The organism is Leucobacter weissii (assembly GCF_017565745.1).
Classification (GTDB): Bacteria; Actinomycetota; Actinomycetes; order Actinomycetales; family Microbacteriaceae; genus Leucobacter; species Leucobacter weissii.
On record NZ_JAGDYM010000005.1, the window covers coordinates 140,408 to 165,714 of the forward strand.

Here is a 25,307-nt window from a genome sequence, read left to right on the forward strand (position 1 = left end):
TTTCCTAGCTCGCGAGAGGCACCGACATGACCGCAGACCTTCCAGACCCGCTGCTCCCCTGGGCGCGGGAGCTCGCCGAGGCGCACGCCGCGAAGCGTCACTCTCCCGGGGCGCCGTGCCGCGGTTCGGTGGATCTCATCGATGAGACCGCCAGGCTCCGCGGGGTCGCCGCCGTCGCGCGGGGCCGGGCCGTCTCGCTCGAGCGCGAGGTCGAGACCAGACCGGCGCAGCTCGCGGCGATGGCCGACGCGCTCGCCCGAGAGAAGGCGCAGTGGCAGGCACTCGCCGTCGTCGAGCTGCCGGACGGGCACGGCAGTGTCGACCTCGAAGTCCAGGCGGGCGTGCACGGTCGGCGGGCGCACGGCGGCGACGTCATCACCTACGATGCGCACGGCGTGCACAACACCCACATGGACGGCTTCGCGCACATCGGTGCCGATGGCACCTGGCACGGTGGCATCCCGGTCGGGGCCTCACAGGAGGACGAGGACACGATGGTCGCCTGGGCGCGGCACGGCATCGCCACCCGCGGCGTGCTGCTCGACATCCCCGCCGTGCGGGGGACGGACTGGGTGACCGCCGAGGAGCCCGTGACGGAGGCCGATCTCGCCGCCGCCCTCGCCGCGACCGGAGTGAGCACGGAACCGGGGGACGCCCTGATCGTCTACCAGGGGCGGGATCGCTTCGAGGCCGCTGGGCATTCCTACACTCCCGGCGCCGTGCTCCAGCCGAGGCCCGGCATCGACGGGTCCGGCGCGCAGTGGCTCGCCGCGCAGGATCCGGGTCTGGTGCTCTGGGACTTCCACGACGCGCGCAGCAACCCCGGCAATCTGCTGGAGGTGCACGATCTGATCTGGGCGATCGGGCTCTGCCTCGTCGACAACTCCCTGCTCGGTCCCGCCGCGGCCGAGCTCCGTGCCGCCGGCACCTCGGTCGGGCAGCTCGTCGCGGCGCCCACCGCCATCCACCGCTCGACCGGGGTGCTCATCAACCCCCTACTGATCTACTGACCACCGGCCCGCGGAACGGACCGGTCCCCGCCGGATCCGGCTCGCAAGCCCCCTGCTCCCGTCACGCAGCTCACAAGGAGAAGCACACACCATGAACACCACCACCGAAGCGAGCGTTTCGGAGCCGATCGCCGACCTCGAGAGCGACAGCCTGATCGGCGACTTCGACGAGGGCAAGCGGCTGATCGGCACCCGCTGCGACGAGTGCGGTCGCACCATGATCGGCAGCCGGGTGGTGTGCAGCGGTTGCGTCGGCCGTCGAGTGTCGCGGCTGGCCCTGCCCAGCACCGGCATCCTCTACTCATACACGCGCCTCCATCCCGGAGCCGGCGAGGTCCGCCCCCTCGGCTACGTCGATCTGGACGGCGTGGAGGTTCGCACGCTCGCCGATCTCTTCGAGGACGGGACCCCCCTCCGCGTCGACGCGCCGGTTCGGCTCGTCGTCGAGGACGACCGCTGGTACTTCACGACGAGCGCCGACGCCTGAAACACGAGGAGAAACGCAACATGAGCGAAAACGTCTACGTCATATCGGCCGCGATGATCCCCTTCGGCAAGCATCGCAGCTCGTCGTACGTCGGCCTCGCGGTGTCGCCGCTCGTCGACGCGATCCGCGACGCCGGCATCGAGAAGAGCGATATCGACGCCGTCTACGTCGGGCATTCCTACGGCGGGATGATGACCGGGCAGCGCATCTGCAAGGAGATCGGGCTGGGAACGGTGCCGACGGTCAACGTCGACAACGCCTGCTCGAGCGGCGCGACCGCCGTGCACGAGGCCCGGAACGCCATTGCGCAGGGCGTGATCGACGTCGCCGTCGTCATCGGCGTGGAGAAGCTGACGCAGTTCGGCGGCGGAGCGCTGCCGCTCTCTCCCGAGGATCGCGAGGTGAAGCAGGGCATCATCATGCCCGCGGTCTACGCGATGCGCGCCACGCGCTATCTCCACGACACCGATGCCACCCCGGAGGATCTCGCGCTGGTGAGCGTGAAGTCGCGCAAACACGGGGCGTTGAACCCCTTCGCGCAGTTCAGGACCGAGACGACCGTCGAGGAGGTCCTGAGCGCCCGGCCCATCGCCGATCCGCTGACCCTTCCGATGTGCTGCCCCACCGGTGACGGGGCGGCCGTCGTCGTGCTCGTCTCCGAGCGGGCGCGGGCCCGGATGGATGCCAAGCCGGGGATCCGCGTGGCGGCTTCGGTGCTGCACTCGGGCCATGTCGAGGAAGGGTTCCGCGACATGACGTGGCCCGACATCAGCTACCATTCCGCGAGAGACGCCTACGCGCAGGCCGGCATCGAGCCGAAGGATCTCGACATGATCGAGCTGCACGACGCGTTCTCGATCGCGGAGCTCGTCTACTACGAGATCCTCGGGCTCGCGGAGCGCGGACACGCCGTCGACCTCATCCGGGACGACCGCACCACCTTCGGGGGAGACGTGGTGGTGAACCCGAGCGGGGGGCTGCTCTCGAAGGGGCATCCGGTCGGCGCGAGCGGCGTGGCCCAGGTCGCGGAGGCCTTCTGGCAGCTCACGGGGCAGGCCGGCGCCCGGCAGATCGAGGACGCGCGCTGGGGCATGACCCATGTCACCGGCGGCGGCACCGCGGGACTCGATCACGGCGCCTGCACCATCCACATCTTCGAGGCGGCATGAGCGGCGGGGAGCAGCCGCCCCTGAGCGGCATACGGGTGGTCGATCTGACCACCTTCCTCTCCGGCCCGTCCGCCACGCAGCTGCTCGGCGACCTGGGAGCCGAGATCATCAAGGTCGAGCCGCTCACCGGCGACTCGAGTCGAGCCATCGCGGGGCCCGAGATCGACGGCGTCAGCGCCTACTACCTCTCGAACAACCGCAACAAGCGCAGCGTGGCCCTCGACCTCAAGGATCCGCGAGGTCTCGCGGTGATGCAGCAGCTCATCGCGGGAGCGGACGTGGTCGTCGAGAACTTCCGTCCGGGCGTGACGGAACGGCTCGGTATCGCCCCGTCCGCGGTGCTCGAGGAGCATCCCGGGGTGGTCTGGGCGTCGATCAGCGGTTTCGGCCAGGAGGGCGCGCTGCGCGATCGACCCGCGTACGACATGGTGGTGCAGGCGCTCAGCGGGGTCATGAGCCTGACGGGACACCCGGGGGCGCCGGCCGCGAGGCTCGGGATTCCGGCCGGCGATGTGGTCGCCGGCCTCTATGCGGTGATCGGCATCCTCGCCGCGCTGCGCGCGCGGGGCGAGACGGGCCGGGGCCGCATCATCGACGTCTCGATGCTGCGCGGTCAGCTGGCGATGCTGTCGTACCAGGCGCTCTACACGGTCGTGAACGACGAGGCGCCCGGGCCGCAGGGGGCCGGCCACGATTCGATCGCCACCTATCGCTCCTTCCGCGGCGGCGATGGGAGAGAGTTCGTCGTCACTGCGAACACCCCGCGGATGTGGGAGGGGCTGTGCCGGGTCCTCGGAGTGCCGGAGCTCGTCTCCGACGCGCGCTTCATCGATGCCGCGGCCCGTCTGCGCAACAAGGAGCAGCTCTGGGAGATCCTGGAAGCGCGCTTCGCGGAGCAGCCCGCGGAGGAGTGGGTCGGGCTGCTGACGGAGGCCTCGGTGCCGGTGGCCCCGGTGAAGAACGTGCTGGAGGCCATCGAGGACGCCCGCGCCTCCGATGACGGGACGCTGCTCACGGTGTCGGACGGTGCCGGTTCCTTCGAGAACGTCGCCACGCCGATCCGCTTCGTCGGCACCGATGACGTGCCGGCGAGGTATCCGCCGGCGCTCGGCGCGGATACGGTGCGCGTGCTCACGCGGGATCTGGGGATTCCCCGGGAAGACGTGGAGGAACTCCTCGCGGACGGTGTCATCGGCGTCCCGGAGAACCTCCTCGAGCCGGACCGGAAGACGGCCTCCTTCTAGTTCGCCCGCCGCTCGGGGTCGCTTCTCTGCTCACGCGAGTCGGGGAGGCCGAATTTAATTAACCTATTTTGGGTTAATTGTGGTTGAATGTCAGCTATGCATCCCGAGGCTCCGTCGCTGCGCATAGCCGTCTGGCAGGCGGCCAGCACTCCGAGGGACGTCGCTGCGAACCTCGCGTCGCTGGACGATGCCGCGCGGCGCGCCGCCGCCGACGGAGCGGAACTGCTCGTCGCGCCGGAGATGTACCTCACCGGATACAACATCGGTGCGGACATCGCCCGACTCGCCGCTGAACGGCCGCTCGAGCGGGCTCGGGAGATCGCCCGCCGCCGCGGCATCGCGCTCGTGGCGGGCGGCCCCGAACCGTTGGGGGAAGCGACGTCCGCGATCGCCAACGCCGCCTGGCTCGTCGACGACCGGGGCGAGGTGCTCGCCCGGCACCGGAAGATCCAGCTCTTCGGCGATCTCGACCGGGTGCACTTCGTGCCGGGCGACGCGCCCGTCACCCTCGCCCGGTTCCGCGGCTTCACGATCGCGCTCCTCATCTGCTTCGACGTCGAGTACCCCGAGACGGTGCGCGCGGCCGCGCTCGACGGAGCGGACCTGATCGCGGTCCCCACCGCACAGATGGCGCCCTTCTCCTTCGTGAACGAGCACCTCATCCGGACCCGGGCGTGGGAGTCGTCGGTCTACGTGGCCTACGCCAACCAGGTGGGGACGGACGGAGACTTCGACTACGTGGGCCGCAGCGTCATCGCCGACCCCCTCGGCGCGCATCTCGCCGAGGCCGGACCGGACGGCGCGGAGCTGCTGACCGCGCGCATCGACCGCGCGCGCATCGCCGAGGCGCGCCGCCAGAACACCTACCTCTCCGAGGTCCGGCGAGAACTCTTCGCACCGCGAGCCACCCCCTGAGCATTCGTCACCGCCACCGCCGACACGAACAAGGAAGTTCCCATGCCCACCACTCCCGCCTCGCCGGCAGCGACTCCCGGCACCCGGCTCACCGGCAACCTCGGCACCGGAAGCATCGCCTTCATGGTGATCGCCGCCGCGGCTCCGCTCACCGTGATCGGCGGCAACGCCCCGCTCGCCATCGGGCAGGGCAACGGCGCCGGAGCCCCCGTCGGGTTCCTCATCGCCTCGATCGTGCTGCTGCTCTTCTCCGTCGGATTCGTCGCGATGACCCCGTACGTGAAGGAGGCCGGCGCCTTCTTCAGCTATGTCACGATGGGCATCGGCAGCCGACTCGGGATGGGCACCGCGTACGTGGCGCTCGTCGCCTACACCGCCATCCAGGCAGGCATCTACGGGTACATGGGCTGGGCGGTGATGGACCTCGTCCGCTTCTACGGCGGGCCGGAGATCCACTGGTCCGTCTTCGCGGTGGGCGCTCTGCTCATCGTGGGCCTCCTCGGCTACCGGCATATCGAGCTGTCGTCCAAGGTGCTCGGCATCGCGCTCGTGCTCGAGCTCCTCGTGATGATGGTCGTCAACGTGGCGGTCATCGCCAACGGCGGGCCCGAGGGGCGGTCGCTCGAATCGTTCGATCCGCAGGTGTTCCTCACCGCGGGGATCGGCGTCGCGGTGCTCTTCGCGCTCACGGGCTTCATCGGTTTCGAGTCGACGGCGATCTACCGCGACGAGGCGCGCACGCCGAGCCGCACCATCCCCCGCGCGACCTATCTCGCCGTCGGCATCATCGGCGTCTTCTACACCCTCTCGGTCTGGGTGCTGGTGATCGCGGCCGGGCCGGGCTCCGTCGTGGCGGTCGCCCAGGAGACGCTGTTCGGCTCCAAGAACATGCTGCTCGACACCGCGGGCCAGTATGCGGGCTCCTTCATGCGCGACCTGATGCAGATCCTGCTGATCACGAGTCTCTTCGCCTGCGTCCTCAGCTTCCACAACATCGTCGCGCGCTATCAGTTCGCCCTCGCCCGCATCGGCTCGCTGCCGGCCGTGCTCGGCCGGGTGCACCCCGAGCACCGCAGCCCGGCGCGCTCCTCGTTCGTGCAGAGCCTGACCGCGGCCGTCCTCGTGCTGATCTTCGTGGTCATCGGCCTGGACCCGCTCGTGGAGGTGTTCGGCTACATGGCCGGAGTGGCCACGGTCGGGATGGTGCTCATGATGCTGCTCACGACGATCGCCGTCGTGGTGTTCTTCTCGCGCCATCCGAACCTCCGCAGGAACCCGTGGACGACGCTGGTGCTGCCCTCCGCGGCGATCCTGGCCCTCACCGCGGCGGCGTGGCTGGTGCTGGCCAACTTCACCATGGTCACGGGCGGCAGCGTCGGCGTCAGCACGGTGCTGGCCCTGATCCCGCCCGCCGCCCTGGTCGTGGGGGTGCTCGTGAACCGCAGAGACGCCGGACGGACGGTCGAGCTGAAGCTGGAGAGCGTCGTCCAAGAGGAGCAGCCCCTAAGCTGAGGCTGTGCCCGATGCCGCCTCACCCGAACCAGACCCGTCGGGGCGCGCGCTGAGATCGCTCCTGGATCCGAGCGTCGCCGCCATCGCCCGGCTGAGCGCGGTCGACACGGTTCGCGCGCGGATCACGATGGCGATCAACCTGGGGCTGCTGCTCGCCGACGAGCGGCTCCCCTCCAGCGAGGAGATGGCGCGGGCGTTCGGCGTCAGCCGATCCTCGGTGATCCGGGGCCTGACGCTGCTGCAGCAGGAGGGCGTGGTCGTCCGGCGCGCGGGACGCTACGGAGGCAGCTACATCCGCGGCGGCGAGCATCACGCCGCCGACGAGCCGGTGCAGTCGTTCATCGACGACACCTCGACGGTCCGCGCGCTCATCGAGGAGCGCGCGGTGCTCGAGGCGGGGTTCGCCGCGCTCGCGGCGGAGCGGCGCAGCGGCGCCGAGCTCGAGCAGCTGCGGGGATGCGTCGACCGGATGGCGCGCACCGACGACTGGGCGGAGTTCCGCAACACCGACCGGCTCTTCCACCGGCGGGTGGTCGACGCCGCACGCGTTCCCCTCGCCGAGCCCCTGGTGGCTCGGATCAACGATGCGCTCGATCCGTACTTCCTGCCCTACAGCATGGGGCTGCTGCACGAGAGCAACGAGGGGCACCGCGAGATCCTCGCGGCCCTCGAGGCCGGCGACGCGGGCCGGGCCGCGCTCCTGACCGCGGCCCACATCCGCGAGCTGCACGAGTCCATGTACGTCGGGCTCACCGGGGGTGCTCGGACCGAGGACGCCGAGTGAGGATGCCGGCTGCCAAGGATCCTCGCGCGCGCGGTGTTACGCGGAGTTGAGCGCCCGGTGGCTCTCCGCGGCCGCGACGGCTACCCTGTCTTGCGACAGGCGCGCAGGAGCCGGGGCGCCGGGGCGCTCCGGCTCCTGCCGCACGACGTTCGCGAGGAGTGATGATGCCGAGTATCTCTGTTGTCGTAGGAAACCCGAAGCCCGCCTCGCGCACGCGGGACGTCGCCGAGGAGCTGGCCGGAGCCGTGTCCCGGCTCACCGGCGCGCCGATCGGCGCGGTCGTGGACCTCGCCGATCACGCCCCCGACGTGTTCCGCTGGCCGGCCGAGGCCCTCGACGAGATCTCCGGCACCGTGAGCCGCTCCGAGATCGCGATCTTCGCCACGCCGACCTACAAGGCCAGCTACACGGGTCTGCTGAAGGCGTTCCTCGACCGGTATCCGTCCGACGGACTCGCCGGCGTGACCGCGATCCCGGTGTTCACCATCGGATCTGATGCGCACGCGCTCGCGGTCGAGTTCACGCTCCGCCCCCTGCTCGTGGAGCTGGGGGCCAGCGTGCCCACTCGCGGGCTGGCCTTCCCCACCTCGCGCTTCGAGGAGCGCGAGGCCGTCATCGACGAGTGGCTCTCGGCCCAGGGGCGCCACCTGGCCCGATAGGCCCGGCTCGCGGTCGGATCCTCCAGCGCCGTCGCTCTGACCGGCGTCGTCGCTCTCCGACCGGCGCCGAAGCGCCGAGCCGCGACGCGATCGGGCCCGGATCCTTCGAGGATCCGGGCCCGAGGCGTCGTGTCCGCTCCGCGCTCAGCGCACCCTGAGGGTGACGCGCTTACTCGTCACCGCGGACCGGGTGGAACTGCTCGGCAGCTTGACGCGCAGCTGGTGCGTGCCCTTCTTCAGCTTCGGCAGCGTCACCGTCGTGCGCCCCTTCTGCGAGGCCTTCAGCGTGACCGTCTTGATCACCTTCGAGCCGCGCAGCACCTGCACCTTCCCGGTCGGATGCACGCCCGAGGCGCCGCTCAGCTTCGCGTTGACCACGACCCTGCCGCGCTGGGAGGCCTTGACCGACTTCTTCGCGAGCTTCGCGCCGACCGTCGTCTTGGCCTTGAGGACCCGGACGGTGGTCGTGGCCTGGCCGGCCGCGACGGTCTCGGTGCCGAGGTAGGCGACCGAGAGGTTCCGGCTGCCGGGCTTGACGGTCTTGGGCAGCGTCACCGTGGCGGTGCCGCCGGTGAGCTTCGCCCGCGAGGCGACGGTCTTGCCCGCGTAGCTGACCTTCACGTGCCCCTCGGCGGCTGCGCCGTCGGCGCGGACCGTGATCCGGGCCGTGTTCGCCGCGCCGTAGCGCACCGACGCCTTGCCCGGCTTGACCGACACCGTCGGCGTCGCCTTCTCCGCGCCCGGCTCGCGCTCGGGCAGCTGCTCGCTGGGGAAGGCGTCGGGGCGGCCCGCTCCGTAGAGCCAGGCGCCGAAGAACTCTCCCAGATCACGGTTCGTCACCTCTTCGGCCAGTTCGGCGAACTCCGCGGTGGTGCCCGAACCGCCCACCTTCGCGGCGAACCACTCGCGCACGAACTCGGTGAAGAGCTCGTCGCCGACGGCGACGCGGAGCGCCGCGAGCACGTAGCCGCCCCGCCCGTACACGGCGTTGCTGAAGAGATTCGCCTCGCTGCCGAGGGCGCCGGGTGCGACGGCCCAGAAGTCGTCGTCGTCGTTCGCGGCGAACCACTGGCGGTACTGCTCGACGGCGTCGAGGTCTGCGGTGTCCTCGTAGTAGACGTTCGCGAAGTAGGTCGCGAACCCCTCGTTGAGCCACAGATCGTTGTAGCTGCCGATGGTCACCCCGTTGCCGAACCACTGGTGGATGTACTCGTGCACGAAGGTGTTGCCCCCGGGAACGCGCGAGTAGAAGATCCGGCCGTTGGTCTCCAGCCCGCCGAGCGCGATGGGTTCGCGGCTCGCGTTCAGCAGCTCCTCGTAGACCGCGCCTCCGGCGACGCCCGGGTAGGCGCCGAAGCGGCCCTCCGCCCAGTCGATGACCGCGGACTGGGACTGGAGCTGCTTCTCGATCTGCAGCTGCTTGGCCGTGCTCGAGTTGTAGAGCGTGCGATCCGCGTAGCTGCGGAGCGTGATCACGCGACCGTCGCGGAGCTCATGGCTCTGCTTGAACTCCTTGTAGTCGCCGAAGGACGCCAGCGTCTGATAGGGGATCGTGCCCGTGTTCTGCACCCAGGTGCGGGTGACCTTCCCGTCCTTGCGCTTGATCGACTCCAACTCGCCGATCGCCACGCCGGTCAGCTCCTGAGGAGCCGTCAACGCGACCCGGTACGTCGCCCGGTCGATCGTGCTGTTGTTGTTGGGGAACCAGTAGGTCGATCCGAAGGGCTGGCCGAGAGCGGTCGCGCCCTTGCTGTTCTGGGAGGGGAAGAAGCCCTGGTTGGACTCTCCCGCGGCCTTGAACGCATCGACGGTGCCGGTCGTGTACTCGACCTCGACGGTGAACTCCGCCCCCTCGGCGACCGGCGTCGCCGGCGTCACGTGGAGCTTCTGGATGTCGCCGTGATCGATGTTGATCTGCTGGTAGCTCGCCGCAGCCGCGCCGTTCACCTTCAACGACTGGATGTTGAACCGCCGCGCATCGAGGCTGATCCTCGTGAGGCTCTTCCTCGAGACCGCTCTGATGGTGGTCTTCGCGGTCACACTGGTCTTGGAGCTCGTCTCACCGGGAGCGTACTCGAGATCGATGTCGTAGTGCCGGACGTCGTAGTCGGTGGTGCCGCTGTTGGGCAGCAGGTTCTCCGAGTAGCTGATGTCGATGAGGTCGTCCTCGTCGCCGCAGCCGTCGGCGGCGGTCGCCGAGAGACGACCCTCGCGGGGCCGATCGCCCGGATCGTTCGGCAGCAGGGTGGCGCGGTCCGCCGCGACCTCCTCGAAGAAGGTCTCCAACTGCTCGAGGCCCTGCTTGGTCAGCTGGCCCGTCGGGGTGTCGGGAACCTCGCGCTTGTCCCAGTTCTTGGTGTTCGCCCAGGTCAGCTGGTACTCCTTCGGATCCCCCTCCGCGTTCGCGTAGGTCCACTGGTGCTTCAGCGGCTTCGGGTTGCCCTCGGCGTCGACGTGGTCCTTCTGGTACTGGAAGACGAAGGGATTCAGGAACTTGCGCCCCGCGGTGGTGAGCTGCTCCTGGGAGGTGTCGCCGTCCGGGTAGTACTTCAGCTGCGGGTTGGTGATGTCCGTCTGCGCGTTCGTGAAGTAGTCCTCGATCAGCTTCGCGTCCAGGAAGTTGAAGCGGTTGCTGTCGTTCGTGATGCTGAAGTTGTTGCTCGCACCGTCGAGGCGCACGTCGAAGACGTAGACCTTCTTGATGCCGTTCTCGACCGCGTTGTCGTTCAGCCAGCGGTAGATCGCGCGGGCGTTCGGGCACCACGCGTTGCCCGTCGTGATCGTATGCGATCCGCCGCTCTCGAGCAGATGGACCAGTTCCGGATAGGTGATCGCCTCGAGCACCCAGCCGTCGCGCGACTCCTCGGGGATGATCGTCTGATCGTTGCCCTTGGCGGTGTGGGTCGTGCGGAAGTAGTCGAACTGGTCGCGCGTGTCGAGCTGCGCCCTGCCGTCCTCGCCCTTGACCGCGTCGAACACCTGCGCCAGCTTGGCGCGGTACTCCGCCACCTCGGCGTCGCTCGTGAAGTTCGCGGAGTCCTCGACGACGCCCGAGATGATGGGCGCCGAGTCGCCGTTCGCATCCGTGTGGTTCTTGTCGTAGGTGAACACATAGGTGTCCGAGGAGTCCTCGTAGGCCGGGTCGATGTTGATCAGCCGGCTCTTCAGGTCGGTGAACAGCTTGTAGTAGTTGTTGCTGCCGAAGGCGACGCTGCCGGTGGGGTCGGTGATGTCGAGCACGTCGCCGCCCAGCAGCGGATCGAAATGGTACACCGTGTCCACGCCGTAGTCGCGGGCGACGTCGTCGATGTGCGCGATGGTGTTCTGCGTGCTGTCCTGATGCGGTCCTCCGAAGACGATCGCATAGGTGCCGTTGCTCCCCAGGATGTCGGTCAGGTACTCGTACTGCGTGGAGGCGAAGACGCTGTCGGGCTCGAGCGCGGGGTAGGAGTCGGCGAAGAAGTCGACGTCCGACTCGATGGCGGCCGGCGGGGCCTCCTCGACGGCGTTCGCGGCCGTCGTGGAGAGGAATCCGCCCACCAGGGAGAGCACCGCCGCGGAGGCGAGCACCTTCCCGGTCCTTGACGAAAAGATCACGGTCTTTTCCTTTCTGGTTCGTGATGCGTGGGTGCGGGGATCAGAGGTCATGACCGGAGGCTGCGCGCCTCCGCGGGCTGGCGCCCTCCCGCGGAGGCCCCGACTTGCGACGAAAGCCTGACAGTTTTCAGTAGGAACCGAAGAGTGTCCGTAAAGAAAGGAAACGCTGGAGCAATGTAAAGAAATATTGAAGACATAGGAAGAAATATTTCCGCCAGAGAGGCGACAACGGCGTAACGAAGCGACATATAGCCGCCCCGAAGCGCGCGGCCTGCTTATCCTGACTCTTCAGTACTGTTTCGTGATCCGAGGAGTAAGCGCCGCTTATGGAATCCTTCGACTGGAGCGGCGTCATCGCGCTCGCCGTCGCCGTCGCCGCCTCCGCGGGCATCTTCGTGCTCCGCAGACGGCGCATCGCCAACCTCAGCGTGCTGATCATCGTCGCGCTGTTCCTCGGCGTGGGGATCGGGATCGTGTTCCGCGACCATCTCGACCTGATCACGCCGGCCGGCGACATCTACGTCCGCATCATCTCCGCCGTGGTGGCGCCGCTCATCATCGTGTCGATCCTCTCCAGCGTCACCTCGCTCGGGAACATCGCGAAGCTCCGCAGCATCGGCGTCAGCTCGGTGTTCTGGCTGCTGCTCACCAACCTCATCGCGATCTTCCTGACCCTCGGGCTGGCCCTGTTCTTCCAGGTGGGCAAGGGATTCGACCCGCAGCTCGAGGGCGTCGACGGCTCCGGCTACACGGAGCTCGTGACGCCGCTCGATCAGGTGATCGTCGGCTTCTTCCCCAGCAACGTCGTGGGCGACATCGCGAGCAACAGCATCATCCCCATCATCGTCACCTCCCTGGTGCTCGCCGTCGCCTACCTGGCCGTGGCCTCGAAGAAGGGCGAGGAGACGGTGCGGCCCTTCAAGGACTTCGTCGACGCGGTGAAGCTGGTCCTCTTCAAGGCCGTCGGCTTCATCATCGAGCTCACGCCCTACGCCGTCCTGGTGATCATCGCCGACTCCGCCGCCCGGGTGACCGCGAGCATCGAGACGGTGTGGGCGTACTTCTCCGTCGTGCTCCTCGCGTTCGTCGCGAGCTTCGCGAGCGCCTATCTGGTGAACGGGGTGCTGCTGCGGGTGTGGGCCGACGTCAGTCCGTCCGCGTTCTTCAAGAAGCTCACCGCCGCCCAGTACACGGCCTTCACGACGCAGAGCAGCATCGGCACGCTTCCGCTCACGACCAGCGCGCTCGTGCGCAAGGTGGGAGTGTCGGAGGACGTCGCCAACTTCACGGCTCCGCTCGGCACGACGATCGGGATGCCCGGCTGCGCCGGCGTCTGGCCGATTCTCGTCGCGATCTTCGGTGTCAACGCGCTCGGCATCGACTACGGGTTCCAGGACTATGTCGTGCTGGTGGTGCTCGGCCTGCTGGTCTCGCTGGGCACGGCGGGCGTGCCCGGCACGGCGCTCATCACGGCGACGGCGGTGGTGAGCGCGGTCGGCCTCCCCGTGGAGATCGTGGTGCTGCTGGTGCCGGTGAACGCCCTCGTCGGCACGGTCAGCACGATGGCGAACGTGTCGGCTGCGGCGACGGCCGCAGCGATCGTCGGCCGGAGGCAGAACGAGCTCGACGACGACATCTTCACGGAACGAGCGGTCTACGACGAGGATCCGCCCGAGGGCGGAGCCGAGGCGACCCGGCCCCTCGACCAGCGGGTCGTGGCCGGTGCCGCAGCGGGCAGCGCGGCGTTCGTCGCGGCGACGGGAGGCGCGGCCGCCGGGGATGGCGCCGACATCCGGCCGCGCCACGGCCTCGGCGGCGAGTCGGACGAGACCGCGCCCACCGCGGTGCTCGACCGGCCGAGCGCCGAGCAGAAGTACACTGCGCCGACCGGGCAGTGCGAGATCTAGGAGTTCATCGATGTCACGTTTCTTCTCTTCTCTCGGGGGCGCCAAGAGGTCGATCGCGTCGTCGCGTTCGACGCTGAGGCGCGGCGTTGCGCTCGCGGCGCTCGGACTGCTCGTGGCGAGCGGCGCCGTGCTCGCGAGCGAGCAGCAGCCGGCCACCGCGAACGAATCGAACTACGCGGAGGCGCGGAAGGTCTGCGACATCTGCAACATCGAGGGCGTGTTCAACGCCGGCGAATGCGCCCGTCTCGGCTATCAGCCCTATGACAGCGTGTTCGAGCCGAGCGGTCCCTTCCCGATTCCCGCCACCACGCCGGGCACGGGCGGCGGTTCCGGCTCGGGCGGCGGCTCCGGTTCCGGCTCGGGTTCGGGCTCGGGCGGCGGCTCGGGCGAATCGAAGAAGACCGGCGGCTCGGGCTCCTCGAGCGGCAAGAAGGAATCCTCGGGTTCGGGCTCGGGCGGCGGTTCCGGCTCGGGCGGCGGATCGGGCTCGGGCGGCGGCTCGGGTTCGGGCTCGGGCGACGGCGGATCGACCTCGGCGGAGACGGGGGAGACCGCGGAGACCGCTGTCGAGACCGACGACGACTCCGCGGAGAAGAAGACCGAGAAGAAGAAAAAGAAGAGCAAGAAGAAGAGCGGCAAGAAGTCGAGCTCCAAGAAGGAGGTCGCCGCGGACCCGGAGCTCACCGTCGCTGGCGAGCTCGCCCCCGGCGGCAGCATCACGATCAACGGACAGGGCTTCGACGAGGCCGAGGAACTCGCCGTCGAGATCCACTCGACGCCGCGCCTGCTCGCGAACATCGAGGCCGACGGGGAGGGCGCGTTCGTCCTGACCGCGACGCTGCCCGAGGACCTGCCTCCCGGCCAGCACACGGTCGTGGTGCTGAACGGCGGGGAGGAGATCGCCAAGCAGGCGGTCACGATCCTCGCATCGCCCACCTCGGCGGGGCTCTCCCAGCCCCTCATCGGCTCGGCCATCCTCATCGTCCTGCTGGCGGCCGCGGGCGCCACCCTCGGCGTCCACGCCATCCGCAAGCGGAACAGGCCGCAGGTCCAACCCGCGCTCCAGCCCGCCTGGCAGTAAACCGAACGTCACACCGTACGACTCCCACCCCGAAAGGAACCCCCACCATGTCCATCACCCCGCCCACCCAGCGGAGGAGGGGCCTCGGCCTCCTCACCGCCTTCGCCCTCGCGGCGACGGGATCCGTGACCGGTGTCGCGGCGCTCCCGACCGCCGCGCTCGCGGACACCGCCGAGCCCGCCGCACCGGTGGACTACTTCGCCGACGCCTACCCGGGGCTCGGCGAGGACAGCGTCTTCGAGACGGTCACCTTCGAGCGCTTCGAGTTCCTCCTGGGGCAGGAGGGCACCTACGCCTTCCTCTTCGGCGGCACCGAGGACGAGACGATCACCGCGACGATTCCTCACATCAACGAGGTCGCGAAGCAGTACGGAGTCGAGAAGATCTACAACTTCGATCCGCGACTCGACGGGGACGCCTTCGACGTGCGCGACTCGGACGTCGCAGAGATCGCCGCGCTCGGCGAGCGGCTGAAGAACGACTATCTGAGCAAGGACCTCGGCACGCCCTTCGCCTACGACGGCGAGGATCCCTACTTCTTCATCTACGACAAGGATCGCACGGTCGGCGCCGACGAGGATCGCATCGTCGCGGCGCTGGACCAGGCCAAGACCGCCGCGGATCTCGACACCACCGCCGAGCAGACCGCCTACCGGGCCGAGGTCGCGACGGTCTTCGACGCCGTCTCCGCCGCGGGGACGACGCAGGCCGATCTCGACACGAGCAGCCAGTTCCACTTCTTCAAGACCGAGAACAACCGGAAGCACGCCTCCGCCTATGGGGACCCGGAGAAGTACGGCGGCGACATCCTCACCGACGCCGACAGCGACTTCCGCATCAAGAGCATCACCTACCCCGAGCTCGTGAACCTGCTGGAGAGCGACGGCAACCATGTGATCCTCTTCGGCGGAACCTGGTGCCACAACACCCGCGCGGTGCTCAAGCCGGTCAACGACGACGCGGTCCGGACCGGCGTCGAGACGGTCTACAACTTCGACCTGCGACTCGACGGCGCCTCCAGCAACGCGCTGCACATCCGCGACAACTACAACTACACCTCGCAGGGCCAGGCCAGGACCCGTCCGACCTCCTACCTGTACGGCGACCTGGTCAGCGAGTACCTCCCCAACCTGAAGACCCAGTACCAGCTGAGCAGCGCGAACGCCGGCCACCAGGTCTCCTACTACCCGGGCGGCGACACCACCCAGGAACTGCAGAAGGCCCCGAAGCTGCAGGCCCCCTACCTGCTCGAGTACGACCGGGCGAACACCGAGGAGGGCGGAAGCGCCGCCCCCGTCGTGCAGGAGTGGATCCAGCGCAACGAGGACGGCACCTTCACCGAGTACATGACCGAGTGGTGGTACGTGCTCGGCCTCCCCGGCTACGTCACGGACGAGGCGCAGCTGGCGCTCCAGTACGCCTTCGCCGCGAAGGCGGTCGCCGACTCGAAGACGTTCTTCGACCAGGTCAAGCTGCAGGCGCTGCCGAGCGCGGTCCCGACGATCAGCGGAACGGCGAGGTTCGGCGCGAAGCTGACCGCGAGGCCGGGCACCTGGAAGACGGGCACGAAGCTGAGCTACCAGTGGAAGCGCGGCGGGGCCGACATCACGGGAGCCACCAAGTCGAGCTACACCCTGAAGACCGCGGATCTCGGCAAGCGGATCTCGGTCGCCGTCACCGGCAGCCTGCTCGGGCATCGGACCACGACCGAGACCAGCGCCGCGACGAAGTCGGTGGCGAGGGCGTCGCTGAAGTCGGCCGTGCCGAAGGTCAAGGGCACGGCGCGGGTCGGCAAGAAGCTCAGCGTCACCCGCGGGAGCTGGACCTCGGGAACGAAGTTCACCTACCGCTGGTACGCGAACGGCAAGGCGATCAAGAAGGCGACGAAGTCCACGCTGAAGATCAACAAGTCGCTGAAGAAGAAGCGGATCACCGTCAAGGTCACCGGTAAGAAGGCCGGATACACCACGGTGACGAAGACGAGCAAGCGGACCGCCAAGGTCAAGTAGGAGCGTTCGTCCTGCGGGGCGGAGGGGTGCGCGCGCACCCCTCCGCCCCGTTCGCGTCAGCGGTATCCGACGCTGACGCACGCGCGGCACCGTTTGGAGCGGAACGCCCGAGGGCGTTCGCGTCAGTCCGGTCCGAGGCCCGACAGGTGATCGAGGATCATCGAGGCGACCGGCTCGGGGCTCTTGATGACCGCCTCGTGGCCGCGCCCGGGGATCTCCTGCTTCACGCCCCTGGGAAGCGCCTCCGCGACCTCCTCGACCCAGCCGCGCGGGCAGACCCGGTCGTGCTCCCCGCGCAGCACCAGCGTCGGCACCGCGATGTCCGGGCAGAGATCCTCGAGGCGGTGGTTCAGCATGAACCTGAGCTTGTTGACGAACCAGAGCGGGCTCGTCTTGACGTATTCCGCCAGCCCCGTCAGCAGCACCTTCGGCCCCTCGCCCGCGAGATCCTGGACCATGCGCAGGGCCTGTTTCGCGGCGGTCCGCTCGTACCGGTTGACCGTGGGGGCGATCAGCACGAGCGTCTCCACGCGGTCCGGGTGGTTCCGCGCGATCTCCGCGACGATCTGGGTGCCCATGGAGTGCCCGACGAGCACCACGCGCTCGGAGGTCTGCTCGTCGATGAACCGCGCCACGACCGCCGCGGTCTCCTCCAGCGTCGCCGCCGTCCCGGGTTCGGGCGAGTCGCCGAAGCCCGGGAGGTCGACGGCGAGCACTCTGCCCGCGCTCCCGAGCACCTCGGACACGCCGGAGAAGACGATCCGGCCCATCCCGATCCCGTGGACCAGGACGAAGGCCCGCTCGCCGCGCTCGCCATGCTCGGTGAACGCCATCGTCACCTCGCCGGATTCGTACCGTCGCTCCCTGCCGCTCATGGGCTCAGGGTAGCGCGTCCTCGGGACTTCGCGCGGCCGCGCGAGCGCGAGCCCGAGACGTCGGGGTCCGGGGCCCGGAGGCGCGGCGGGCGATCAGTGCGTGACGATCGCCTTCGCGACGATGATGACGATGCCGAAGGAGGCCGTCGCCGCGGCGCCCAGCAGCCGCTGATGGAGGCTCGCGCCCTTCCGCAGGTACGCGAGATAGCCGAGCATCGCGAGCATGCCCACGCTCACCCAGAGCGAGACCCAGATCGAGAGCCGGTCGCCGAGGGCTCCGATCGCTCCGAGCAGCAGCGGTGCCGCGGGGAACAGCGTGGCGATCAGCAGCCCGCGGGAGCGCCGCATGGCCCGTCGGATCGCGCGTCTGAGGCCGACCGGCTCGCGATCCGTCCCCGCGCTCCCGTGCTCCGCCACGGTGCCGGCGTAGACGTGGGCCGCCCAGAACACGAGCACCGTGATGCCGACGAAGACCAGCGTCTGCAGCGCCGACGCGCGGGCGGCGCCGGAGGCGGCGACGAGTCCCGCGACGAGGATCAGCCCGTAGACGCCCTCCTCCGTCGACATCGAGCGCGAGAGCGGAAGCGGATCCTGCGGTTTCGGTGCGCCGTCCATAGTCCACTACTGTAGAGGTCCGGCGAGGCGACTGCCCGAGCTGCCGGTCACCGTAGGACGACGCGCAGCTCGTTGCCCCAGGGATCCGCGGTGGCGACGCCCGTGCCGAAGGCCCGGTGCTCGAGACCCGCCTCGTCCAGCCGCGCGACGAGGGCGTCGAGCTGGTCCTCCTCCGCGAGGGTGAGGGTCAGCGCCCCGAGGCCGACCGGGTTGCTGCGCTCCTCGGCTCCCGGGCTCTGCCAGACGTTGGTAGCGAGGTGGTGATGATAGCCGCCCGCCGAGTAGAAGACCGCGCCGTCGGCGCGGGAGGTCACGGCGAAGCCGAGCGCGTCGGCGTAGAACGCCTCCGCCGCGGCGAGGTCGCCGACTCTCAGGTGCACGTGACCCATCGAGGCGGCGGCGGCGGGGCTCCGATCGTCCCCGTCGAGATGCGCCTGGATGAAGGAGTTCGGATCCAGCTCGGCCGATCCCATGCGCACCTCGCCGTCGTCCCACACCCACTCGTCCTCGGGACGGTCGACGTACAGTTCGAGACCGTTCCCCTCGGGATCGGCGAAGTAGAACGCCTGGCTCACCGCGTGGTCCGCAGACCCCTGGAACGAGTCGGGCGCCGTCTCCGCGAGGGTCATCAGCGTCCGCGCCAGCGCGGCCTCGTCGGGGTAGAGGATCGCGGAGTGATAGAGCCCGGCCTCGTTCGGCGTGGACCCCGCCTCTCCCTCGTCGATGGGCACCAGGCGGATGAGCGGAGTGCTCAGGCCGAGTTCGGCGCCGGTCGCCGAGTCGCTCAGCACCTCGAGCCCGACCGCGTCGGCGTAGTAGTCGCGGACGAGATCCAGGTCGCGGACGTTGAGCTCGACGGCTCCCATCGCCGCGTCATCCGGCAGCGCTGCGCTCGGCGGACCCGCGCCGGCGTCGGGCCGCGCGACGGAGACGCCCCAGATCGTGCCGCCGATGGCGAGTGCGGCGATGCCGGCGCCCAGGACGGCGAGGAGTCGGGCGCGGGAGGGGCGTGCGATTTCGGCCATGTCATAAGCGAACGTGCGCGCTTCGCGGCGCATTCCTGGGAATCGCTCCGGTGGTTCGGGCGGGGTGCGGAGTGCGGGGAGCCGAGCCGGGCGGGCGTCCGCCGTCGTCTACGCGTCCGCCGATGCGGGCTTCGTCGCGCCCTTCGCGGGCTCGCGCGCCAGGAACGGCCGGGGCCAGGCCCCCAGGGCGAGCACCGCTGCGACCGTCTGCAGGAGCCCGGCGACGAAGTAGATCCCGTGCAGGGGCGACCAGACGAGCATGATCGCGATCTCCACGAAGATCCAGATCATCATGACGAGCCCGGCCGCGGCGTGCAGCCCCCAGGCGAGCCGGAAGCCGCGGCGCTGCGCGATCAGCGCGAGCGCCTGGACACCGCCGACCACCACGCCGAGGATGATGCCCGGCCAGAAGTAGGACGAGAAAGGACTCCCCTCGATCCACTCGAGCGGGATGCCCATTCCGCCTCCGATCGTGAGCCCCAGCATTCCGGCCGCGGCGGAGAGCAGGTTGAACCAGCCCAGGATCGCGAGCGCGACCCCGAGCGCCCTGGGAACGACTGCTGATCGCGACATGCTTCCATTCTCGCCGGTCCGGGTGCCGGCGCGCGACGCCTCCGGCTCAGCGATTCCCGGCCCCGTCGCACCGCTAGAAGGCGTAGGCGAAGCCTGGGCCGGTGCGCAACCGCGCAGCATACTTGGGGCGAAAAGGATGTTCGCGGTTCTGTCACGTATTGAGCCATAACCGAAATCAATCCCGAGTGCACCGACATGAAGCAATGTTTAGCGATATTTCCAGGCGTTACTCGCGATATTGTTCGTGGCGCGAATGGATGCTGTTATTGGATCAAGTAATGACTCCCATTGATCCGCGTGATCGCCATCTTCCGGACCATCGGGCAACGCGGGGTCACGATCGCACCGAGTTCTAGGAGAGATGACCATGACCACCCTCGTACCGCGCCGTCGCGCGCTGCTCGCATCGACCGCTGCGGCGCTCCTCCTGCTCGGTGGCTGTGCGGCCACGGACGACGGCGGATCCGGAGACGCGGGGGCCGCGAAGCCCACGCTCACCGTCGGCGGTCTCGCCGCGGCCGATTTCGAGCTCTTCGAGCATTCCGGGATCTTCGAGGATGCGCCCTACGAACTGCAGGGCACTGACGTCGGCTTCGCGGAGCAGACCGCGGCGCTCAACGCGGGCACCCTCGATATCGCGCTGTACGGAGTGACCACCGCGCTGCGTCAGCAGGCCGAGGAGATCCCGGAGTGGACCAGCGAGACGGCGCCGGTCAAGCTGATCGCCGGGTTCGCGCCGCCGGCGCACGACGACATCCCGAAGGTGGTGACCGCGGTGCGCGCCGATGCGGGCATCGAGACGGCCGAGGATCTGCGCGGCAAGACCTGGGCCTTCGGCATCGGAGGCGACACGCCCACGGCCTACCTCGCCTCGCTCGAAGAGGCCGGCCTCACCGAGGACGACATCGTGCCGCTCGAGACCGAGGACAACGTGGCCGCGTTCATCGCAGGGCAGGCCGACGTGGTGACGGCGTTCTCCTCTGCGTTCTTCGACCTCCTCGAGTCCGGCGAGGCGGAGGTCTTCTACTCGGCCGACGAACTCGGAATCGCGGTGTTCCCCGGCTATGCGGTGTTGAGCGATGCCCTGGAGGATCCCGAGCAGGCAGCGGTGATCGAGGACTTCCTGATTCGCGTGAACACCTTCAACTCGGAGTGGTACGACGCCAATCCGGAGGTCGTCAAGGAGGTGCTCACGACCACGGGCGCCCAGACCCCCGAGAGCGCCGACTTCACGATCAGCCAGCACGAAGGAACTCGCTCGATCGCGTTCGACGAAGCGCTGTTCGCCGGCGCCGAGAAGTCGGCGCGACTGCTCTACGAAGCCGGTGATCTGAGCAATCCAATCACCAGCATCGACGCGACCTTCGACGGGCGGTTCAACGACGTGCTCGACAGCGTCGACTACGACTACGGCGAGTGATGCGCTTCCGTCTGCTGCGGATCGGGGCAGGCCTGATCCTGCCGCTGGCCGTGCTGCTCGTCTGGTGGCTCGGCACCGAGCAGGGATGGTTGAACACGCGGGTCTATTCGTCGCCCAGGCTGATCTGGGCGGCGGCGGCGACGCTCTGGGAGCAGGGCCTGCTCCAGCAGCACCTGCTCGTGTCGCTGCAGCGCGCTGGTGCCGGCTTCGTCATCGGCTCGGTGCTCGGCATCGCTCTCGGCGTGCTGAGCGGGTTCTTCCGGCCCGTCGAACTGCTGATAGATCCGAGTGTGCAGTTGTTCCGGGCGATACCGCTCACGATCGTGCTGCCGCTGTTCATCGTCTGGTTCGGCTTCGGTGAACTGCCGCGGCTCCTGCTGATCATCCTCGTGATCGTGCCGAACCTCTACATCGATACCTACAGCGGTCTACGCAACGTCGATAAGAAACTCTTGGAGGTCGGCCGCGTGTTCGGCCTGCCGCGAGCACAGGTGATCTTCGGGGTGATCATCCCGGCGGCACTGCCGTTCATCTTCAACGGCCTGCGTAAGGCCTCGATCTACGCATTCATCATGCTCGTCTTCGCAGAGACCCTGAACGCGTCGAGCGGCCTCGGCTATCTGGCGGCGCAGGCGATGCAGTTCGTGCGAATGGACGTGCTGTTCCTCGTGGTGTTCATCTACGCGATCCTGGGTATCTCGGCGGACGGGCTGGTCAGGGGAATCGAGAAGCTGGCCACGCCGTGGCGGGGGAAGAAGGCGGTGCGCTGATGTCGATAGATCGGAACGGGACCGTCGGCGCCGTTCGCCCGGGCGGTGCGCGGGAGCCCGTCGTCGCTGCGCTCCGCGGCCTCACGAAGCGGTACGGTCCGCGCACGGTGCTCGACGGCATTGACCTCGAGATCAGGGCGGGAGAGCTCGTCGCCCTGCTCGGCAAGAGCGGCAGCGGCAAGACGACGATCCTGCGGATCCTGAGCGGCCTGGAGGCTCCGAGCGCGGGCGGAGCCGAGATCCTCGTGCCGCACAGCGTGGTGTTCCAGGAGCCCAGACTCATTCCGAACAAGCGAGTCTGGAAGAACGTCGCGCTCGGGCTCTCCGGAGCGGGACGCCGAGACATCGCGACCGGGCTGTTGGCCGAGGTGGGGCTGGAGCACCACCGGGACAGCTGGCCGGGGCTGCTCTCCGGCGGAGAGGCGCAACGCGTGGGAGTGGCGCGTGCCCTGGCGACCCGGCCCAGGTTCCTGCTGCTCGACGAGCCCTTCGCCGCGCTCGACGCGCTGACCAGGCTCGACATCCAGAAGCTCAGCCTCTCTCTGCGGGCGGAGCACGGCTTTGGCGCGCTCCTCGTCACCCACGACGTCGATGAGGCCGTGGCGCTCGCGGATCGTGTGATCGTGCTGCAGGACGGCGGCATCGCACTCGACGAGCAGATCGACGCCCCTCATCCCCGCAAACGCTCGACCCCCCGTTTCGTCGCCGTGCGAGACCGCCTCCTCGCCGCGCTCGGCGTCGATGTCTCCTCATTCTGATCACCCCGTCGCTTCGCCCATAGCTCCCGACCCCCACGAAAGGCCCGCCATGTCAACCAAGTTTCTCTGGTACCTCAAAGCGATCGACGGCCGATTCCCCTGGGATCCCAACGGTCGCTATGACGGCAGCCTCAGCCAGTTGCAGAGCGCGGCGCAGACCTTCGATCGGCTGGGCTTCTACGGCGTACTGCACGGCACGTCCTCGGGCGATCCTCTGATCTCGGTCAGCAGCTTGATCGGCGTGACGGAGCGACTGCGGTTCCTCGTGCCGATCTATCCCGGGCTCACGAACCCACGGCTATTGGCGCAGCAGGCGCTCACCTTCGACAAGCTCTCCGGCGGCCGACTGCTGTTCAACCTGGTGAACGGCCAGGACGCGCAGCTGCGCAACTTCGGCGTGCGCACCCCGAAGGACGAGCGCTACCGGCTGAGCAGCGAGTATTGGAGGATCGTCACCGCCTTCTACGAGGGAGGGTCCGTGGACTATGCGGGCACCTACCTCGACGAGCACGCGCGTCCGGGCGAGCCCGACGACGGTATCGTTCACCTCGGAGGCGCGAGCGGCCTCGAGCCGGGCGGCTTCGTCGGCGCCCCGGTCTCCGCGGACGCCGCCATCGGCGAACCCTACGGCCCGTTCCAGACGCCCCACGTGCCGCTCTGGGGAGCCGGTGGTTCGCCGGCTGGCATCGAGTACGCGGGCCGCACGGTGGAGGTCTATCTCGCCTTCCTGACCCAGCACTTCGACAGGATCGCGAAGCAGGTCGCCGATGCGCAGCGGGCGGCGGCTCGCAACGGACGTGCGTTCGAGGGCGTCGGGTTGCATGGCAGCGTGATCGTCCGGCGCACTCGCAGGCAGGCGCTCGACGCCTTCTACGAGGGCTTCGAATCGCTGGGCGCGGAGGCTTTCGCCGAGGTGACGAATCGGCGGCTGCAGGAGCTCACCGGGGGCGTGAGCGACCTGAGGACCTTCACCGCTCCGGACGCGAAGCGCCAGAGCTGGATCGACGCCCTCCTCTCGGGCCGGCTGCCGACGATAGAGGAGTTGGAGCTCCGCCCCGGGGTCTATGCCGGAGTCACCGAGTTCATCGGGATCATCGACGTGTTCGGCGAGGGCGGCTCCACCTACCTCGTAGGAAGCGGCGAGGAGGTCGCCACGCAGCTCGTGGCCTTCAAGCGCGATATTCCGGGCGTGGATCGCTTCATCTTCTCGGGATGGCCGCTCGTTCAGGAGGCGCAGCACGTCGCCGACCATCTCTTCCCCTACATCGACGATCTGGAGCAGTGAGCGATGAGCGCTGCAGACCAGAAGCGCGCGCGGAAGCCGCGCCCCGGATCGCTCACCGCCGGGATCCACGTCTACGGGCGGAATCTCGTGCGTGCACTCGAGGTCGAGGTGACGCTCCCGGCGGAGCAGCCGGTGCGGGGAGCGGTGCTCTACTTCCACGGCGGAGGCTGGTTTGCCGGTGGTCGCGACGATGGCACGGTCGGTCCCAGGCTCCACGGTCTGCTCGCGCACGGGTTCGCCGTGGCTGCCGCCGACTACTCCTTGAGCGGTGAAGAGGCCTACCCTGCTCAGCTGCGGGATGCCGGGGACGCCTTCGAATGGCTGGCCGAGCGTCTGCCCGAGGGCGCGCCGTTGTTCCTCGCCGGCTCCTCCGCCGGCGGGCACCTCGCCGGCCTCGTCGGCCTCGGTGCGTGGGAGCGTCTGACCGGGAGCGCCCATACCGTCCGTCCGACCGGTGTCATCGGCTATGCAGGCGTGAACGATCCTCTCGGCTGGGACTCCGAGCGCGAACGCGCGCCGCGCCCCCTGCCGGGAACCTTCGCCCACTGGAGCCTCAGCAGAAGCGGGGTCTGGCCGCCGCGCAGACTCGGCGCCGCGCTGCTGAGCGGTGGGGACGCCGCGGTGTCTCCGATCGTCAGCACCCATGTGGATGTCGGAGCGCCGCCCTATCTGCACATTCACGGTGACGCCGACACCTGCGTTTCGGTGAAGCAGAGCCTGGAGCTTCACGCGGCGCTCGGCGATCGCGGAGCGACCAGCACGCTCCTGCGCATCGCCGGTGCGGACCACGAGGCGCCGGAGTTCGCCGAGCCGCTCGTGACGGGCGCCGTGATCGGTTTCGTGCGACAGCACGGTCTCCACGCATGACGGGCGGGGTCTTGCGGGTCCTGGCGGCGGGAGACGCTGAGCCTATAATGATGCACGACGATGAGGCCCTCCGCCGAGTGGAAGCCGGAGGGCGCCAGAGGCCCGGAACGGATTGACGCGATGAATGGGTACCGGTACCAGTACGGCTTGGACCGCATTCCCGAGGTCTTCCACGAGTTCCGCTTCCGCGGCGGTGCGCTCCCCCTCAACCTCATCGAGACGGTTCACGAGTGGGAGGGCATCTGCCTCGACCGCATCGATGGCCCGGAATCCTGGGACGGCTGGCTGCGGCGCGCCGGACTCCCGGTGCCCGCGAATCCCATCGGCACGGAACTCCTCGACCGGATGCGCGAGCTGCGGCTCGCCATCTACCTGATCGCGCGGAGCGCGATCGACGGCAAGCAGGTCGCGGATGCTCCTCTCGAGCGTCTGAACCTCTCGGCGACCGGGACGCCCGCGGCGAAGGCCCTCGCCCGGGGTGCTGACGGACTGGTGGAAGTGCGCACGACGGAGGCCGACCACGCGAGCCTCCTGGCGGAACTGGCCCGCGAGGCCATCTCGATCCTGTCCCTCCCGGAAGCGCGTCGACTCCGCGAGTGCTCGGATCCCGCATGCCCCACGATCTTCATCGACCGGTCGCAGGCCGGCCGCAAGCTGTGGTGCAGTGTGCAGTGCGGCGCCCGGACCGCAACGCGCAACTACCGTCGACGACGGGCCGGGATCGGCTCCGTCGGCGCGCCGTGAC

At 68.9% G+C, this 25,307-nt stretch carries 22 protein-coding genes; 17 read left to right on the plus strand and 5 right to left on the minus strand.

Annotated elements, in window-relative coordinates; translation table 11 throughout:
- Positions 1-26: 26 nt before the first annotated feature.
- The 8 genes from J4H92_RS05180 (at position 27) to J4H92_RS05215 (ending at position 7,780) form a co-directional block, all read left to right on the plus strand.
- A complete protein-coding gene (locus tag J4H92_RS05180; RefSeq protein WP_208096834.1) occupies positions 27-1,010 on the plus strand; it encodes a cyclase family protein in 984 nt (327 codons plus the stop codon).
- A gap of 91 nt (positions 1,011-1,101) precedes the next feature.
- A complete protein-coding gene (locus J4H92_RS05185) occupies positions 1,102-1,497 on the plus strand; it encodes a Zn-ribbon domain-containing OB-fold protein (protein ID WP_208096836.1) in 396 nt (131 codons plus the stop codon).
- Between the two features lie 20 nt (positions 1,498-1,517).
- On the plus strand, positions 1,518-2,666 hold the full coding sequence (locus J4H92_RS05190) for a thiolase family protein (RefSeq protein WP_208096838.1): 1,149 nt from the start codon (positions 1,518-1,520) through the stop codon (positions 2,664-2,666).
- Positions 2,663-3,910 carry a CaiB/BaiF CoA transferase family protein gene (locus tag J4H92_RS05195; RefSeq protein WP_208096840.1) on the plus strand — a complete coding sequence of 416 codons (1,248 nt, stop codon included), beginning with the start codon at positions 2,663-2,665 and terminating at the stop codon, positions 3,908-3,910. Before J4H92_RS05190 ends, J4H92_RS05195 begins: the two co-directional genes overlap by 4 nt.
- Before the next feature lie 96 nt (positions 3,911-4,006).
- The gene (locus tag J4H92_RS05200; RefSeq protein ID WP_243752016.1) at positions 4,007-4,825 is read left to right on the plus strand and encodes a carbon-nitrogen hydrolase family protein; all 819 of its coding nucleotides are present in this window, start codon (positions 4,007-4,009) and stop codon (positions 4,823-4,825) included.
- 42 nt (positions 4,826-4,867) lie between these two features.
- Positions 4,868-6,337, plus strand: coding sequence for an APC family permease (locus J4H92_RS05205; RefSeq protein ID WP_208096844.1), 1,470 nt, complete (start codon positions 4,868-4,870; stop codon positions 6,335-6,337).
- Between the two features lie 4 nt (positions 6,338-6,341).
- Positions 6,342-7,121, plus strand: coding sequence for an FCD domain-containing protein (locus J4H92_RS05210; protein WP_208096846.1), 780 nt, complete (start codon positions 6,342-6,344; stop codon positions 7,119-7,121).
- A 164-nt stretch (positions 7,122-7,285) separates the two neighbouring features.
- Positions 7,286-7,780 (plus strand): NADPH-dependent FMN reductase, encoded by a 495-nt coding sequence (locus J4H92_RS05215; RefSeq protein WP_208096848.1) that lies wholly within the window; start codon positions 7,286-7,288, stop codon positions 7,778-7,780.
- Positions 7,781-7,924: 144 nt separating this feature from the next.
- Here J4H92_RS05215 and J4H92_RS05220 read toward each other — a convergent pair whose 3' ends face one another.
- On the minus strand, positions 7,925-11,377 hold the full coding sequence (locus tag J4H92_RS05220) for a M1 family aminopeptidase (RefSeq protein ID WP_208096850.1): 3,453 nt from the start codon (positions 11,375-11,377) through the stop codon (positions 7,925-7,927).
- Positions 11,378-11,703: 326 nt separating this feature from the next.
- On the opposite strand from J4H92_RS05220, the gene J4H92_RS05225 reads away from it, so the two are divergent.
- The 3 genes from J4H92_RS05225 to J4H92_RS05235 are packed head-to-tail and all read left to right on the plus strand — an operon-like array spanning position 11,704 to position 16,374.
- On the plus strand, positions 11,704-13,284 hold the full coding sequence (locus J4H92_RS05225; RefSeq protein ID WP_208096852.1) for a dicarboxylate/amino acid:cation symporter: 1,581 nt from the start codon (positions 11,704-11,706) through the stop codon (positions 13,282-13,284).
- Between the two features lie 10 nt (positions 13,285-13,294).
- Positions 13,295-14,365, plus strand: a complete 1,071-nt coding sequence (locus J4H92_RS05230) for a hypothetical protein (RefSeq protein ID WP_208096854.1) — start codon at positions 13,295-13,297, stop codon at positions 14,363-14,365.
- 47 nt (positions 14,366-14,412) lie between these two features.
- Positions 14,413-16,374: a hypothetical protein gene (locus J4H92_RS05235; protein ID WP_208096856.1), complete on the plus strand. Its 1,962-nt coding sequence runs from the start codon at positions 14,413-14,415 to the stop codon at positions 16,372-16,374.
- 122 nt (positions 16,375-16,496) lie between these two features.
- Here J4H92_RS05235 and J4H92_RS05240 read toward each other — a convergent pair whose 3' ends face one another.
- The 4 genes from J4H92_RS05240 to J4H92_RS05255 form a co-directional block, all read right to left on the minus strand.
- On the minus strand, positions 16,497-17,249 hold the full coding sequence (locus J4H92_RS05240; RefSeq protein ID WP_208096858.1) for an alpha/beta fold hydrolase: 753 nt from the start codon (positions 17,247-17,249) through the stop codon (positions 16,497-16,499).
- Positions 17,250-17,342: 93 nt separating this feature from the next.
- Positions 17,343-17,864 carry a hypothetical protein gene (locus J4H92_RS05245; RefSeq protein ID WP_208096860.1) on the minus strand — a complete coding sequence of 174 codons (522 nt, stop codon included), beginning with the start codon at positions 17,862-17,864 and terminating at the stop codon, positions 17,343-17,345.
- Positions 17,865-17,911: 47 nt separating this feature from the next.
- Entirely contained in the window at positions 17,912-18,889 is a 978-nt protein-coding gene (locus tag J4H92_RS05250; protein ID WP_208096862.1) for a VOC family protein, read from the minus strand.
- Between the two features lie 108 nt (positions 18,890-18,997).
- Positions 18,998-19,462, minus strand: coding sequence for a hypothetical protein (locus J4H92_RS05255; RefSeq protein ID WP_243752018.1), 465 nt, complete (start codon positions 19,460-19,462; stop codon positions 18,998-19,000).
- 367 nt (positions 19,463-19,829) lie between these two features.
- On the opposite strand from J4H92_RS05255, the gene J4H92_RS05260 reads away from it, so the two are divergent.
- From J4H92_RS05260 to J4H92_RS05285, 6 genes are all read left to right on the plus strand, one after another.
- On the plus strand, positions 19,830-20,882 hold the full coding sequence (locus J4H92_RS05260) for an ABC transporter substrate-binding protein (RefSeq protein ID WP_208096864.1): 1,053 nt from the start codon (positions 19,830-19,832) through the stop codon (positions 20,880-20,882).
- Complete coding sequence (locus J4H92_RS05265; RefSeq protein ID WP_243752051.1) at positions 20,882-21,652, plus strand: ABC transporter permease; 771 nt, start codon at positions 20,882-20,884, stop codon at positions 21,650-21,652. The genes J4H92_RS05260 and J4H92_RS05265 overlap by 1 nt, the downstream gene beginning before the upstream one ends.
- Entirely contained in the window at positions 21,652-22,410 is a 759-nt protein-coding gene (locus tag J4H92_RS05270) for an ABC transporter ATP-binding protein (RefSeq protein ID WP_208096868.1), read from the plus strand. Before J4H92_RS05265 ends, J4H92_RS05270 begins: the two co-directional genes overlap by 1 nt.
- Before the next feature lie 49 nt (positions 22,411-22,459).
- On the plus strand, positions 22,460-23,695 hold the full coding sequence (locus tag J4H92_RS05275) for an LLM class flavin-dependent oxidoreductase (RefSeq protein WP_208096870.1): 1,236 nt from the start codon (positions 22,460-22,462) through the stop codon (positions 23,693-23,695).
- A 3-nt stretch (positions 23,696-23,698) separates the two neighbouring features.
- Positions 23,699-24,562 (plus strand): alpha/beta hydrolase, encoded by an 864-nt coding sequence (locus J4H92_RS05280; RefSeq protein WP_208096871.1) that lies wholly within the window; start codon positions 23,699-23,701, stop codon positions 24,560-24,562.
- A gap of 120 nt (positions 24,563-24,682) precedes the next feature.
- The gene (locus J4H92_RS05285; protein ID WP_208096873.1) at positions 24,683-25,306 is read left to right on the plus strand and encodes a CGNR zinc finger domain-containing protein; all 624 of its coding nucleotides are present in this window, start codon (positions 24,683-24,685) and stop codon (positions 25,304-25,306) included.
- Position 25,307: the final 1 nt, after the last annotated feature.